The following is a 14,320-nucleotide window of genomic DNA, read 5'->3' on the forward strand; positions in this document are numbered from 1 at the left end:
TTTGGAGTGTTCTGATGAAAGTCCTCGTAGCCGTAAAGCGCGTGGTCGATTTCAATGTCAAGGTTCGCGTCAAGGCGGACCAGTCCGGCATCGACCTGGCCAACGTAAAAATGGCCCTCAATCCCTTCTGCGAAATTGCCGTGGAAGAAGCCGTACGCCTGAAAGAGCAGGGCATAGCCACAGAAGTCGTAGTGGTCAGTGTCGGTCCTGCCACCGCTCAAGAGCAACTGCGCACGGCGCTGGCACTGGGTGCCGATCGCGCCATCCTGATCGAGAGCAATGACGAACTGAGCTCGTTGCCTGTGGCCAAACTGCTCAAGGCCGTGGTCGATCAGGAACAACCACAACTGGTGATCCTCGGCAAACAGGCCATCGACAGCGACAACAACCAAACCGGGCAGATGCTCGCCGCACTCACGGGTTTTGCGCAGGGCACCTTCGCGTCGAAAGTCGAGATTGCCGGCGACAAGGTCATTGTTGCCCGTGAAATCGACAGTGGCATGCAGACGGTTTCCCTGAAGCTGCCGGCCATCGTCACCACCGACCTGCGTTTGAACGACCCGCGCTATTCGTCCTTGCCAAACATCATGAAGGCCAAGAAAAAGCCGCTTGAAGTGCTGACTCCGGACGCACTGGGCATTGGCACCTCATCCACCAACACGATCCTCAAAGTCGAAGCGCCGGCTACACGCAGCGCAGGTATCAAGGTCAAGTCCGTGGCGGAACTGGTCGAGAAACTGAAAAACGAAGCGAAGGTGATTTGAATGGCTATCCTGGTAATCGCGGAGCACGACAACAACACCGTCGCTACGGCCACGCTGAACACCATGGCTGCCGCCGCCAAAATCGGTGGTGATATCCACGTACTGGTTGCAGGGCAGGGTGTGGGTGCCTTGGCTGAGTCCGTCGCAAAAATCGCCGGCGTGGCCAAAGTGCTGTTGGCTGACCACCCGGTCTATGCCCATCAGCTCCCTGAAAATGTTGCACCCTTGGTCACCAGCCTGGTGATCGAGCAGCACACCATCTTCAGCCATGTTCTGGCACCGGCCACGTCCAGCGGCAAGAACATCCTGCCGCGCGTTGCCGCGGCGCTGGATGTCGATCAGATCTCCGAGATCATTTCGGTAGAAAGCCCCGACACCTTCAAGCGCCCGATCTACGCCGGTAACGCCATCGCTACCGTGCAGTCGAACGCCGCGGTCAAAGTGATCACCGTGCGCGCCACCGGTTTCGACCCGGTTGCCGCCGAGGGGGGATGCGCTGCGATTGAAGCCATATCCACGACGCACGATGCGGGTATTTCCAGCTTCGTCAGCGAAGAGTTGGCCAGGTCCGATCGTCCTGAACTGACCGCTGCGAAAATCGTGGTGTCCGGCGGACGTGGTATGCAGAACGGCGACAATTTCAAATACCTGTACAGCCTCGCCGACAAACTCGGTGCGGGGGTCGGGGCGTCGCGTGCAGCGGTCGACGCCGGGTTTGTGCCCAACGACATGCAAGTCGGCCAGACCGGCAAGATTGTCGCGCCACAGTTGTACATCGCCGTCGGTATCAGCGGTGCGATCCAGCACCTGGCGGGCATGAAAGACTCGAAGATCATCGTCGCCATCAACAAGGACGAAGAAGCTCCGATCTTCCAGGTGGCCGACTACGGCCTGGTGGCTGATCTGTTCGAAGCAGTCCCGGAACTCGAACAAACCCTCTAAATACACCGCTCACCCCTGTGGGAGCGAGCCTGCTCGCGATGGACGTAAACGATGACGCATTCTTTCTGAGTAAATGCGTTGTTCATGCGTTCTTCGCGAGCAGGCTCGCTCCTACAGGATTGTGCTTCGCCCATGAAAAGGAGAGCAACATGAGCCATGCTGCTGAGCACTACCTGCCGGCGACATCCGATTATTCCGTCCAGGAAACCCGCGCGGTGTACCGTAAGGTCATCCTGCGTTTGTTGCCTTACCTGGTACTGGCCTACGCCATCAACACCATCGACCGGCTGAACGTGTCCTTCGCCAAGCTGCGCATGGCCGAAGACATCGGGCTTACCGATGCCGCCTACGGCATCGGCGCCGGCATTTTTTACCTGGGCTACATCTTGTTCGAGGTCCCGAGCAACATCTACCTGCAACGCATTGGCGCCCGGGCCACGCTGACCCGAATCATGGTGCTGTGGGGCATGGTCACGGTGGCCACGGCGTTTGTCACCACGGCGAATCAGTTGATCGTCGCGCGTTTTCTGCTAGGCATGGCTGAAGCCGGTTTCTTTCCCGGCGTGATCTTGTACCTGACGTATTGGTTTCCATCTGCCTTGCGCGCGCGCATCACCGCGGTGTTTCTGATGTCAGCCATGGTGGCCGGCATCATCAGCGGGCCGCTCGCCGGGACCATCATGAGTCATTTCCATGGCTGGCTGGGGCTGCGCGACTGGCAGGTGCTGTTTGTACTCGAAGGTGTCCCGGCGATGCTGCTGGGGCTGTTCGGCTGGTTCTGGCTGGTGGATAAACCGGACGATGCGCGCTGGCTTACGGCGCAGGAAAAACACATGCTCCAGGCAGGCCTGACCCAGGGTCGTCCGGCGGACACGCCCAATGCCAGTCTGGTGCAAGTGCTGCACAATCCTCGGGTTTACGTGGCCGGCCTGGTATTCTTTTGCATCTATAGCGGCTCGAACACGGTGTCTTACTGGATGCCGACTTTGATACGCGGGTTTGGCGTGCAGGACCTGAAGACCATCGGACTGTTGGCCAGCGTGCCCTACATGGGCGCCTTGATCGGCATGTACCTGCTGGCCCGCAGTTCAGACAAACGTCTGGAACGGCGCTGGCATGTGAGCTTGACCCTGCTGCTCAGCGCGACCTGTTTCTTTCTGCTGGGTCCGGTTCAGGATCATCTGGTCTTGTCTGTACTGTTCATGAGTATCGGTGCCGCCGCCGCGCTGTCCGCGCTGTCGCTGTTCTGGAGCATTCCACCAGCCTTGCTGTCACCCTCGGCAGCGGCGGTGGGCATCGCGGTCATCAGTTGCATCGGTGGCATGGCCGGGGTCATCAGCCAGATCGTGGTGGGCGCGATAAAATCGGCGACCGGGGACTTGTACCTGGCGTTCGATGTTATCGCGGGTGTTTTGGTGGTGGGCGCGGTGTTGTTGCTGGTGGCCATTCCGGCCAGTCACCTGACGGAGCGTGTAAAGCCGTAGTCAGTCCTGATTGGTTCATCGCGGCTGAGTCCGCGATGAGCTCTTGCCTTTCAGGTGATCCAGCCCCGCGAGCGGGCAATGGCCAGGGTTTCGGTGCGTCCGTTGGCCTCCAGTTTCGCGTAGATCTTCTGCAGGTGGGATTTCACCGTGAACTCGGAGAGGAACACCTTCTCGGCGATCTCGCGATTACGATGCCCGGCGGCCAGCAGTTGCAGGATCTGATACTCGCGTACCGTCAGCACTTCGTGAGCGCCGTTGTCGTTGCGCGCATCCTCCATGTTGCCGTCACTGACATTCAAGTGCTGCATCAGGTTGTCGACAAATCCGCACTCGATCCCCAGTCCCTTGCAACGGGCCTTGCCGGTCGTGGCCCAGCGTTGCAGCAGTCCAGCCATCCTTTCGCCTTCTTCAATGAAGGTGGCCAGAAAGCCGTCATGGCTGGCCAGGCGCAGCGCGTCATTGAGGGCCTGAAAGGCCTCCTGCGGTTGCTGGATGCTGTCCAGCGCCAGCGCCAGAAGAATGTGCAGCTTCAGTTCACGGCGGTGATGTTGCCAGTGCCGGGCTTGCTCGATCGCCACGCGCAAGGCTTTGGTGGCCGCAGTGCCTTCGCCTTGAGCGATGCGCAAGCGTTGACGGGCGATGCTGGGTGTGTCCACGTCGTTGGCCAGACGGATGAAGTCGGGGCGGTCCCAATCGCCCGACTGGTCTGCCGCATGCAGGGCTTGCACTGCTGTGTCCAGGCGCTGTTCGAGCAGTGCCACGCGGGCTCGTTCCAGCCAGGCAGAGCACTCGACGCGACGCGAGCCGACCTGGCGGCCGATGTGCTCGAGTTCCACCAGGCAACGGGTCCAGGTGGTGCGATCGCCCTGACTGTAGGCGATGCGCGCCGTCAGTACGTGAGTGACGATCTGGTTTTCCGGAGAACTGACTTGCTTGGCGAAAAACAGGCAACGCGACAGGTATTTTTGCGCTTCATCGAAGGCACCGTTCTCGTACAGCAGCAAGCCGTGAAGGATATCCATCGACAGCTTGGCTTCGTGCGGTTTGCGCTGGCCGTTGTTTTGCGGCCGGTCCGGCGTGCTTTGCATACGCACGATGGCATTGCTCAAGCGGCCCTGGATCAGGTCCAGCGTGCTCTCGTTGACGCTCAAGGTATGGCGCAGAAAACTCGATTGAATCCGTGGGTCGCGTTGCAACGCGCGGGACAACAGGTTGCGCGCCTCGTCGTAGCGACCGCTGGCAATCATGTTCATCGCCACCGAACTGGCCAGTACCATATACAGGTGCACTTCATCGGCCGGCATGCGCGCAAGCAGTTCGATGCCCTTGCTGCAGCACGCCTCGGCCTGGTCGGTAACCCCCAGGTGCAGGCACTGCAGGACCTCGGCAACGTAGGCATAGGCTGGCCCCGATTGGCGCTCCAGCCGCTCGGCCACCTGCATCGCATCTTTCAGGCGAGTGGTGGTTGCCAGCAGCCAGGCGTAGGCCTGGTTGAGTGGCGCATAGCGGTCGCGAGTCGCCTCCGGAATCCGGTCCAGCCAACGCAGTAACAGGCGCGTGCGGCCGCTGTCGATCAGGGTATTGAGGTGACGGTTCAAACCTTCGGCGGCTTCGTCGAGGAGCCCGGCGCTGAACAGGTGCTCGACGCCAGGGATCGGTTGCCCTGCATCGAAGAACCATTGCGCCGCGATTTCGTGCAGGGTCCGCGCCATGCCCGGGTACAGACGATCCAGGGCGTGGCGCAGGAAGCTGGCAAACAGATGGTGATAGCGGAACCATTGTTGCTGGCTGTCGACCGGCACCAGGAACAGGTTGGTGCGGTCGAGGTGGTCGATCATGGCGCGGCTGTCGCTGCGCCCGGTCACCGCTTCACAGAGCGGGACGCAGAACTGCTCGAGGATGCTGGTCTGCATCAGGAACACCCGGCAGTCTTCGGTCTGTCGCGCCAGGATGTCTTCGGTGAGGTATTCGGCCAGTTCCAGGTTGGAGCCGGAGAAGGATGAAATGAAGGCGCCGTGATCGTCGCGATCCTTGAGCGACAAGCTGGCCAGGTAGAGTCCCGCGATCCAGCCTTCGGTGCGCCGGTACAGCGTAGCCAGTTCGTCGTCGTGCAAGGGGATCTGGCGTTTGTCGCGAATGAACGCCATGGCTTCTTCGGGGGTGAAACGCAGATCACCGGGGCGGATTTCCAGCAATTGGCCCCGGGCGCGAATCCTTCCAAGACCGATACCGGGCGTGGAACGCGAAGCCATCACCACGACGCTGCCTGAAGGCAGTTGCTCCACCAGTTGCTGGAGAAACTCGAGCACTTCGGGGTTCTGGATGACCTCGACTTCGTCGAGTAGCACGGCAAATGGCAAGGTGCTGACGGCAAACTGCTCGAGCATGTCTTCGGCGCTTGGCTGATCGTTGCGCGGTGCCTGCTCGTCAGGTATGGGCAGTAAACCGGCGAGACCTTTGTCCAGCAGGTTGACGAAACGTTGCAAGTCGTTGTCAGCGGGCTCCAGGTTGATCCACAGCGTGAGCTTGCCGCTGGTCAGACAGTGCTCGCGGTATTGCTGCATCAGCGTGGTCTTGCCGAAACCGGCGGCGGCACGAATCAGGATCAGGTGCGCCGCATCCGCGTCGGCCATTTGTTGCAGAAGGCGCGAACGCGACAAGTGGCTGTCGGCCGATTTCGGACTGGCGAATTTGATGGCGCCACTTCTAGAGGCTGACGGTTCACCCGAGGCAGCAGAAAGAGCGGGGCCGGAGGGCTTGACCGTCGGGTTGTCCCAGTGAACTGGCATTGTAAGAACCTCCATACGGATCACTCGCCCGTGAAACCGCACGGCAAGGTGACCTTTTTATTCTTGTAAGTCCGCCATAGTGCCATGTCTGGCTATTGTCCGAGACTTTGGTCTAACGCGGCCCTTCGGGTGCAGCGTTGAGCGGCTGGGTCATTCAATGAGTCCGCCCGATTATTGTGCACCCGTAGCGTCTTGCAAACCCGCCCCCCCTTTGAGGGTGGCTCTCGATCTACCCGATCCCGTGCAACGATCGCCCCTACAAATTGGAACGGGAGTACCCCGTTTTCCCATGCAATCGGGCGATGGCCAAAGGTTCCGGATGGACGTTCAACGCACTCTCTACCGCGAAGACCATGAAATGTTTCGCACCGCCGTGCGACGCTTTCTGGAGCGCGAAGATCTGCCTCGTCACGCTCGCGGGGAAAATACCGGCGATGTTGAGCGGCGGGTCTGGTTGAAGGCCGGTCGTGAAGGGCTGTTGTGCGTGACCTTGCCGGCGGAATTCGGCGGTGGTGGTGATTTTGGTCATGCTGCGGTTCTGCGCGAGGAATTCGCCCGGGCCGAGGTCTGCGACCGGGCGTTGTCCCTGCACTCGGACGTGATCGCACCGTGCATCGCTCAATTGGGCAGTGACGAGCAGAAGCGTCGTTGGCTGCCGGGTATTTGCAGTGGCGAGGTGCTGTTGGCCCTGGCTGTCGCCGAACCCGGCGGCAAGCTCAGGAGCATGCAAACCCGTGCCGTGCGCGACGGTGACGACTACCTGATCAACGGCAACAAAAGCTGTGTTGGCAATGGCATGAGCGGCAACCTGGTAATGCTCGCCTGCCGTACCGACGAGGATGACGGCGAAACGGGTATCAGCCTGATCATGGTCGAAACCGACCGTCCGGGTGTGCAGCGTACCCGCAGTGCGCAAGGTGGCACGCAACCGAGTGCCGCCCAATTCTGCTTCACCAATGCGCGTGTACCAGTGAGTAACCTGCTGGGCGAAGCGGGTAGGGGCCTGGATTACCTGAATCGGTCGGGGGATCAGGAGCGCCTGTTATCGGCGATCTCCGCCGCCAGCCGCCTCGAACACCTGCTGGATATGACCCTGGCCCATCTGCGTCAATCCGATAGCAGCGGCCATTGCTCATGGGCGCTACAGCACACCCGCAACAAAATCGCCGACATCAAGGCCCGCACCGTGGCCTTGCGGGTACTGGTCGATCACTACCTGGACCGGTACATGCGCCATCCGCTGAGCGCCGAGCACGCGGCCATCGCCAATCTGTACGCCAGTGAAACCCTGCGCCAATGCTCCGACGAACTCTCGCGACTGCGTGCCGCCCAAGGCCGCCTGCGCACTCATTCTATTGCCCATACCGTGGTTGTTGACCACGGCGCTACCGGCAAGGCCCTGCACGAAATCATCGCGCAGGCCCTGTGACATCCCTCAACCATTCAGGACAGAGCCATGAGTCAGAACGCATTAGTCGCCGGGGTCGGCATGATCCCGTTCACCAAGCCGGGCGCGAGCCCGAGCTACATCGACATGGGCGCCGAAGCGGTACGCCAGGCGCTGGCCGATGCCGGCCTGAGCTATGACAAGGTGCAGATGGCGTTCGCCGGTTACGTTTACGGCGACACCACCTGCGGTCAGGCCGTGCTGTATCGGGTCGGGCGCACGGGCATTCCGGTGTTCAACGTCAACAATGCCTGCGCCACCGGTTCCAGTGCCTTGTTCCTCGCTCGCGCCGCCGTCGAAAGCGGCCAGGTCGAATGCGCCCTGGCGGTCGGTTTCGAACAGATGCGCCCGGGCCCGACCCGATCCAACTTCGATGACCGGCCGCTCCCCCGTGGCGACTATTTGCCGATTCAGGACGAGCTCTGTGGCGACGCCGGCGACATCCCGCGCAACCTGATCACCTTCGGCGGTGCCGGCCGTGAGCACATGCGCAAGTACGGCACGCAGATGAGCACCTTCGCCGCAATCCGCGCCAAAGCCAGCCGCCATGCCGCCAACAACCCGTTGGCCTTGTTCAAGAAGATTGTCAGCACCGAAGAGGTGATGAACGACCAGTTGATGTGGGACGGCGTGATGACCCGCATGATGGCCTGCCCGCCGACCTGCGGTGCGGCTGCCGCGATCATTTGCTCGCCAGCGTTTGCCAGAAAGCATGGCCTGCGCACGGACGTGGCGATCCTCGCCCAGTCGCTGGTCACCGATCCGGTGGAGTCCTTCGAGCCGAAAACCATGATTGGTTTCGTCGGCGCTCACATGGCCGAGCGCGCCGCCGGTGCGGTGTACGAAAAGGCCGGCATCGGCCCGCAGGACATCCGTGTGGTCGAACTGCACGATTGCTTCGCCCACAACGAACTGCTGACCTATGAAGCCCTCGGTCTGTGCCCTGTCGGCGAAGCCGAAAAATTCGTCCTCGACGGCGATAACACCTACGGCGGGCGGGTCGTGACCAACCCGTCCGGTGGCCTGTTGTGCAAAGGCCATCCGCTGGGCGCCACGGGGTTGGCGCAGTGCTACGAGCTCACCCATCAACTGCGCGGCACGGCCGGTGCGCGTCAGGTCGACGGTTTGCAACACGCCTTGCAGCACAACCTCGGACTGGGCGGCGCCTGTGTCGTCACCCTCTACGGCAAAAACTGAGTGATCTGTACGGCCGTGCCTGGCGCGGCTTTTTTCACCCGAAAAACAACATCAGGAAAAACCTACATGAGCAAGAAACTCGAAGGCCAGGTCGCCATTGTCACCGGTTCCGGACGGGGTATTGGCCGCAGTGTCGCACTGAAATTCGCCGCAGAAGGCGCGAAGGTGGTCATCAACGACCTCGATCAAGCGCCGGCAGATGAAGTGATCGCAGAGATTCGTGCATTGGGCGGTGAAGCCGTGGCCTGCGTCGGCAACGTCGTGGCAGCCGATTTCGGCGAGCGCTGCGTGAAAACTGCGCTGGAAGCCTTCGGCCGTATCGACATCATCGTCAACAACGCCGGCTACACTTGGGATAACGTCATCCAGAAAATGTCTGACGAGCAGTGGGATGCGATCCTCGATTGCCACCTGAAGGCGCCGTTCATGCTGCTGCGCGCCGCCTACCCGTACTTTCGCGAAGCCAGCAAGGCCGAGGCCGAAGCCGGCCTGGAAGTGTTCCGCAAAGTGGTGAACATTTCCTCGGTCTCGGGGACTCAGGGCAATGCCGGCCAGGTCAATTACTCGGCGGCCAAGGCCGGGATCATGGGCATGACCAAGACCCTGTGCAAAGAGTGGGGCCGTCTGAAGGTCAACGTCAACTGCGTGGCCTTCGGTGCCATTGAAACCCGCCTGACCCAGGCGACCACTGAAGAGAAAACCGTGCAGGTCGAAGGGCGCGAGATCAAGGTCGGCGTGCACCCGGACCGTATCGCCTCGGCCGGTCGCGACACGCCGCTGGGCCGTTTCGGCACTGTCGAGGAAGCAGCGGGCTCGGTGTACATGCTGTGCATTCCTGAATCGAACTTCGTCAGCGGCCAGACCATCATTTGTGGTGGCGGTCGCGGCGGCTTCTAACCCGACGACCCAAGGTCGGGCCTGCCCCGACCTATTCTGTTGAGCGTATTGCGTAGTTGTTGCAAGAAGGAATCCATTGATGACCAACATACCCTCCGGTTCGCTTACCCGGACCCTGCTGCATACCCGTGAAATCATCTGCAAGGGCTACCAGCGCAGCGATGGACTGTACGACATCGAAGGACGCCTACAGGACCTGACCAACGAACCGACCGACCTGCCGTTTCACCGGGTACCCCTGGGGGGAACGATCCACGATATGCAACTGGTGATGACCGTCGACGCCGACATGGTTATCCGGCACATCACTGCCGTTACAGCCACGGGGGCCAGCCAGTTCTGTGGCGAAGCGGCAGGGGCTTATTCGCGCCTGGTGGGACTGAAGATCGCGGCTGGTTTCAAACAGAAGATGAAAGCCATCGTCGGTGGCGTGAGCGGTTGCACGCACATGACCGAATTGCTCGAACGCATGGCCACCGTGGCGATGCAGACGATGTTTTCCACCTATCGTGCCGAGGCCAGTCGCCGCAGGGCGACGGGCGCGCAACAGGTCGTTGCCGTGCGCCCGTGGGTGATCGGCACCTGTCACGCCTATCGCGAAGACGGCGACGCGGTACGGCTGCTGTGGCCGCAGGGGTTGCCCAAGGCCTGAGTCACCTGACTGCCACCGCGTGGCCAACCATGCCATTATCGGAATTTCCCCCATGATCCCATTGCAATCCACCGCATCCAGCCTGTCCCCTGAGCACCGCGAAATTCGCGAGGCCATCCTGAAAATCTGTGAGCGTTTCGACGCCGACTACTGGCTGGAAAAAGACAAGGTCGGCGGCTTTCCGTCCGATTTTCATCAGGCGCTGGCCCGGGACGGCTGGCTGGGCATCTGCATTCCCGAAGCCTATGGTGGCGCCGGATTGGGGATCACCGAAGCCACGGTGATGATGCAGGCCATCGCCGAGTCAGGTGCCGGCATGAGCGGGGCGTCGGCCGTGCACATGAACATCTTCGGCCTCAACCCGGTGGTGCAGTTCGGCAGTGAAGAACAGAAACAGCGCATGCTGCCGCCATTGATCGCAGGTGAGCACCGCACGTGTTTCATGGTGACCGAGCCCAATACCGGACTCAATACCACCCAACTCAAGACCCGCGCTGTACGCGACGGTGATCACTACGTGCTGCATGGGGTGAAGACATTCATCTCCACCGCCAGCGTCGCCGAGAAGATGTTGATCCTGGCGCGCACCACGCCGCTGGAAGAGGTCAAGAACAAGAGTGAAGGCCTGAGTCTGTTCTATACCGACTTCGATCGCAGCTGCATTGAAGTACATGAAATCGACAAGATGGGGCGCAAAGCGGTCGACACCAATCAGGTGTTCATCGATGGTTTGCGCGTACCCGTGGCCGATCGCATCGGCGAGGAGGGCAAGGGCTTCAAGTACATCCTCCACGGCATGAACGCCGAACGCATTCTGGTCGCCGGCGAAGCGGTCGGCCTGGGTCGCGCCGCCCTGGCGCGGGCCTCGCAATATGCACTGGAGCGTGAGGTGTTCAACCGGCCGATCGGCAAAAACCAGGCGATCCAGCATCCGCTGGCCAAATGCTGGATGGAACTGGAAGCCGCCAACCTCATGGCCTTTCACGCTGCCGCCCGGTTTGATCGGGAAGAAGAGTGCGGTGTCGAGGCCGGTGCCGCGAAATACCTGGCTGCCGAGGCGGGCTTCAGCGCTTGCGAAACGGCGGTGATGACCCATGGGGGTTACGGCTATGCCAAGGAGTATCACGTCGAACGCTATATGCGTGAAGCGATGATTCCGCGCATCGCGCCGGTCAGCCGGGAGATGATCCTATGCTTTATTGCCGAGAAAGTACTGGGCATGCCCAAGTCATATTGAGAACCGATCATGAGCGACCATGACCACAAGACTGTCTCGCTGGAGGCCGGCATTTATTGCGACGACCTGCCCGTGGGTACGCGTTTCCAAAGCAAAAAGCGCACGGTGACCGAAACCGACCTGGTGAGCTTCGTCAACCTGACCTGGCTGACCGAAGAGCTGTTTACCAATACCGACCCGGCTGACCGGGCCGGCATGGGCATTTCCGGTCGGGTGGTGCCGGGCGGTCTGGTCTACACCTTTGCCGAGGGACTGGTAGCGCCATCGTTCCAATCCTCTGGTATGGCCTTTCTCAATGCGGATCTGGATATGCGTGGGCCGACGTTCGTCGGTGACACCCTGCATGTGCAATGTGAGGTGATCGAACAGCGCATCAGCACCAGACCCAACCGCGGCCTGGTGCGAACGCGCAACGACGTGGTCAATCAACGTGGCGAAACGGTGCTCAGCTACACCCCTCTACGGATGATGCGCGTCAGGCCAGCGGTCTAACCATCCACCCGGATTTCCCTTGTAGGAGCGAGCCTGCTCGCGATAGCGGACTGTCAGTTGACTCAATCATTGACTGAAGCCCCGCCATCGCGAGCAGGCTCGCTCCTACAGGTTTTGTAGTGTTTTGGAGCTATGGCGGGCCGTCACCCATTACGTTTTTTTTGCGCCATTGATCGATCTGGTTTTGTGGAAGCCATGCGGCCAACGCTTCGTCAATTCCGGCAACTGAAGCTGACTGCGGCGAAGTGGGAATCGCCGATTGTGTACGGCTAAAACGCGGTGCCGGTGCCGGCTGGGTCACGCCGTCGACCTCGACGAACGTCCCCCTGGCTTTGAGATGCGGATGGTGTGGCGCTTGAGCAAAGGACAGCACTGGCGCGAAACACACGTCCGTGCCTTCGAGCAGTTCGCACCATTGCGCCCGGGTGCGCCGGGAGAAAGCTTCGGCAAACAGTACACGGGCCGCGGGCCAGTTTCGCGGGTCGTTTTGCTCACCGACCTGCGCCGGATCAATCTCTAAGTGACGCAACAGTTCAGTATGGAACCGACCTTCAATCGGGCCAATGGAGATCAGTTCGTCATCAGCGCAGGCATAAACGTCGTAAAAGTGCGCGCCCGAATCCAGCACATTGCTGCCGCGCTGTGGATTCCATGTACCAGCCCCCACCAGGCCGTAGAACACCGTGGCCATGGAGGCCGTGCCGTCAACGATGGCCGCATCCACCACCTGGCCTTTTCCCGATTGCCGTGCTTCAAGAAGGGCCGCCAGTACACCGATGGTCAGGTACAACGCGCCACCACTCATGTCACCCAGCAATGCCAGCGGAATCGAAGGGAGCTGTCCTTGGCGACCGATGGCATTGAGCACGCCGGTCAGCGCGATGTAGTTGATATCGTGACCGGCAGCCTTGGCCAGCGGACCGGTTTGGCCCCATCCGGTGATCCTGCCATAGACCAGCCGAGGGTTGACCGCCAGGCATTCATCCGGCCCCAACCCCAGGCGCTCGGTAACACCGGGGCGAAAGCCCTCGATCAAGGCGTCGGCGTTCTGCAGCAGCTCCTTGACCAGTGCGACCGCTTGCGGGTCTTTCAGGTCCAGGGCAATCGCTTGGCGATTGCGCAGCAGGAGGTTGTACTTGAGCGGTTTTTTCACACCCAGGTCCACGGCCTCGCGACGTTCGATGCGCAGCACTGTCGCACCCATGTCCGCAAGTAGCATGGCCGCCATCGGCCCCGGGCCTATGCCGGCCAATTCAATGATTTTCACACCTGTAAGCGGGCCCATCAGCATTACTCCATTGCCAGTCATGAACCTTGCGTTATCGATGCAACGCAGGCTGAAATCGTCAGCGTAAACCGACCGCCAACGCGGACGCATCCACCGTCGACATGGCATAATTTGCGACCCGACGGTGGTCGTCCAATACTCGATTTGAATTGTCCGATACTTCCGCCCCATCGCTCGTCCATTGGCAAGGCACCATGGAATTACGTCAGCTCAAACAGGTATTGGTTCTAGCCGAAACGCTCAACTTCCACCGGGCGGCGGAGCAACTGCATATGGCCCAGCCACCCTTGTCGACATCGATCAAGAAGCTTGAAACCGAGCTGGGTGTATTGCTGTTCGAGCGCTTGCCCTCCGGGTTGAAGCTGACCCCGGCGGGAGAGGCCGTTTTGCACCATTCGCGCCGCACGTTGTTTTGTGCCGATGAAATTCGGCGTGCCGCGAGGGAAGGGCTCAGTGGGGAACAAGGGCGATTGCGAGTCGGGATTGTCGGTTCGGCTTCGTTCTCGCTGATGCCGTGCATCATCCGCAGCTACCGTCGGGAGTTTCCCGGCGTCGAGCTGCACATCGAGGAGTCGACCACCAGTGATTTGCTGCGCAGGCTCGACGAACACACGCTGGATGTCGCGTTGGTGCGCTGGCCGGTGCTGGAACCGTCAAAGGCTACGATCACCCTGTTGCAGCGCGAGCGGCTGGTGCTGGCGGTGAGCAGTGATTCATCGCTGGCCCGACGTGACGATCTGCAATTGGCGCAACTGGGTAGCGAACCTTTCATCATCCACTCGCGCACACGGGTCCCGACCCTGCACGCGCTGACCCTCTATGCATTCCAGAGCGCCGGCATCCAGCCGCCGATTGCCCAGGAGGCCGTGCAGGTACAGACCATTCTCGGGCTGGTGGAAGCGGGAATGGGTGTGGCGCTGTTGCCTGAATCGGTCTGCGCGCACGCTGGCAGCAGGGTGGTCTTCAAACCATTGGGCGGGCTATCGGACACGCTGTTGGTGGGGACCGCCGTTGCGGTGCTCACCGACTCGGTCACGCCCGTCGCACGGCACTTCGTCGAACACGTCCTTCGGATCATTGTGCCGCCGCAGGATAGTGTGGCGTTGGAAGGGTAGTGTTGCGGCTTGCGCA

At 60.9% G+C, this 14,320-nt stretch carries 12 protein-coding genes; 10 read left to right on the top strand and 2 right to left on the bottom strand.

Going from position 1 to position 14,320, the window contains the following annotated elements; translation table 11 throughout:
- Positions 1-14: 14 nt before the first annotated feature.
- The 3 genes from ACM6J5_RS13175 (at position 15) to ACM6J5_RS13185 (ending at position 3,190) form a co-directional block, all read left to right on the top strand.
- Entirely contained in the window at positions 15-764 is a 750-nt protein-coding gene (locus tag ACM6J5_RS13175) for an electron transfer flavoprotein subunit beta/FixA family protein (protein WP_414928662.1), read from the top strand.
- On the top strand, positions 765-1,706 hold the full coding sequence (locus ACM6J5_RS13180) for an electron transfer flavoprotein subunit alpha/FixB family protein (protein WP_414928663.1): 942 nt from the start codon (positions 765-767) through the stop codon (positions 1,704-1,706). It abuts the gene before it with no gap.
- A gap of 149 nt (positions 1,707-1,855) precedes the next feature.
- Positions 1,856-3,190 (top strand): MFS transporter, encoded by a 1,335-nt coding sequence (locus tag ACM6J5_RS13185; RefSeq protein ID WP_414928664.1) that lies wholly within the window; start codon positions 1,856-1,858, stop codon positions 3,188-3,190.
- 50 nt (positions 3,191-3,240) lie between these two features.
- Here ACM6J5_RS13185 and ACM6J5_RS13190 read toward each other — a convergent pair whose 3' ends face one another.
- Positions 3,241-5,979, bottom strand: coding sequence for a LuxR C-terminal-related transcriptional regulator (locus ACM6J5_RS13190; protein ID WP_414928665.1), 2,739 nt, complete (start codon positions 5,977-5,979; stop codon positions 3,241-3,243).
- A gap of 319 nt (positions 5,980-6,298) precedes the next feature.
- Between ACM6J5_RS13190 and ACM6J5_RS13195 the strand changes: the two genes are divergently transcribed.
- The 6 genes from ACM6J5_RS13195 to ACM6J5_RS13220 all read left to right on the top strand — a co-directional run bounded on the left by ACM6J5_RS13195 (position 6,299) and on the right by ACM6J5_RS13220 (position 11,901).
- Positions 6,299-7,408 (top strand): acyl-CoA dehydrogenase family protein, encoded by a 1,110-nt coding sequence (locus ACM6J5_RS13195; RefSeq protein WP_414928666.1) that lies wholly within the window; start codon positions 6,299-6,301, stop codon positions 7,406-7,408.
- Positions 7,409-7,435: 27 nt separating this feature from the next.
- Positions 7,436-8,623, top strand: a complete 1,188-nt coding sequence (locus tag ACM6J5_RS13200; protein WP_414928667.1) for a lipid-transfer protein — start codon at positions 7,436-7,438, stop codon at positions 8,621-8,623.
- Between the two features lie 66 nt (positions 8,624-8,689).
- Positions 8,690-9,520 (top strand): SDR family NAD(P)-dependent oxidoreductase, encoded by an 831-nt coding sequence (locus ACM6J5_RS13205; protein WP_414928668.1) that lies wholly within the window; start codon positions 8,690-8,692, stop codon positions 9,518-9,520.
- 79 nt (positions 9,521-9,599) lie between these two features.
- A complete protein-coding gene (locus tag ACM6J5_RS13210) occupies positions 9,600-10,172 on the top strand; it encodes a DUF2889 domain-containing protein (protein ID WP_414928669.1) in 573 nt (190 codons plus the stop codon).
- A 52-nt stretch (positions 10,173-10,224) separates the two neighbouring features.
- The gene (locus tag ACM6J5_RS13215) at positions 10,225-11,409 is read left to right on the top strand and encodes an acyl-CoA dehydrogenase family protein (protein WP_414928670.1); all 1,185 of its coding nucleotides are present in this window, start codon (positions 10,225-10,227) and stop codon (positions 11,407-11,409) included.
- 9 nt (positions 11,410-11,418) lie between these two features.
- A complete protein-coding gene (locus ACM6J5_RS13220; protein ID WP_414928671.1) occupies positions 11,419-11,901 on the top strand; it encodes an acyl dehydratase in 483 nt (160 codons plus the stop codon).
- A 130-nt stretch (positions 11,902-12,031) separates the two neighbouring features.
- Here ACM6J5_RS13220 and ACM6J5_RS13225 read toward each other — a convergent pair whose 3' ends face one another.
- Positions 12,032-13,186: a CaiB/BaiF CoA transferase family protein gene (locus ACM6J5_RS13225; protein WP_414928672.1), complete on the bottom strand. Its 1,155-nt coding sequence runs from the start codon at positions 13,184-13,186 to the stop codon at positions 12,032-12,034.
- Positions 13,187-13,383: 197 nt separating this feature from the next.
- Between ACM6J5_RS13225 and ACM6J5_RS13230 the strand changes: the two genes are divergently transcribed.
- Positions 13,384-14,304: a LysR family transcriptional regulator gene (locus tag ACM6J5_RS13230; protein ID WP_414928673.1), complete on the top strand. Its 921-nt coding sequence runs from the start codon at positions 13,384-13,386 to the stop codon at positions 14,302-14,304.
- Positions 14,305-14,320: the final 16 nt, after the last annotated feature.

Origin of the sequence: Pseudomonas sp. IT-P74 (assembly GCF_949768175.1) — a bacterium.
Taxonomy (GTDB): domain Bacteria; phylum Pseudomonadota; class Gammaproteobacteria; order Pseudomonadales; family Pseudomonadaceae; genus Aquipseudomonas.

Bases quoted from the DNA above. Each gene is read 5' to 3' on its own strand.
- ACM6J5_RS13175 (WP_414928662.1), top strand. From the start codon at position 15: ATGAAAGTCCTCGTAGCCGTAAAGCGCGTGGTCGATTTCAATGTCAAG.
- ACM6J5_RS13210 (WP_414928669.1), top strand. From the start codon at position 9,600: ATGACCAACATACCCTCCGGTTCGCTTACCCGGACCCTGCTGCATACC.
- ACM6J5_RS13180 (WP_414928663.1), top strand. From the start codon at position 765: ATGGCTATCCTGGTAATCGCGGAGCACGACAACAACACCGTCGCTACG.
- ACM6J5_RS13225 (WP_414928672.1), bottom strand. From the start codon at position 13,186: ATGGGCCCGCTTACAGGTGTGAAAATCATTGAATTGGCCGGCATAGGC.
- ACM6J5_RS13200 (WP_414928667.1), top strand. From the start codon at position 7,436: ATGAGTCAGAACGCATTAGTCGCCGGGGTCGGCATGATCCCGTTCACC.
- ACM6J5_RS13195 (WP_414928666.1), top strand. From the start codon at position 6,299: ATGGACGTTCAACGCACTCTCTACCGCGAAGACCATGAAATGTTTCGC.
- ACM6J5_RS13215 (WP_414928670.1), top strand. From the start codon at position 10,225: ATGATCCCATTGCAATCCACCGCATCCAGCCTGTCCCCTGAGCACCGC.
- ACM6J5_RS13190 (WP_414928665.1), bottom strand. From the start codon at position 5,979: ATGCCAGTTCACTGGGACAACCCGACGGTCAAGCCCTCCGGCCCCGCT.
- ACM6J5_RS13220 (WP_414928671.1), top strand. From the start codon at position 11,419: ATGAGCGACCATGACCACAAGACTGTCTCGCTGGAGGCCGGCATTTAT.
- ACM6J5_RS13205 (WP_414928668.1), top strand. From the start codon at position 8,690: ATGAGCAAGAAACTCGAAGGCCAGGTCGCCATTGTCACCGGTTCCGGA.
- ACM6J5_RS13185 (WP_414928664.1), top strand. From the start codon at position 1,856: ATGAGCCATGCTGCTGAGCACTACCTGCCGGCGACATCCGATTATTCC.
- ACM6J5_RS13230 (WP_414928673.1), top strand. From the start codon at position 13,384: ATGGAATTACGTCAGCTCAAACAGGTATTGGTTCTAGCCGAAACGCTC.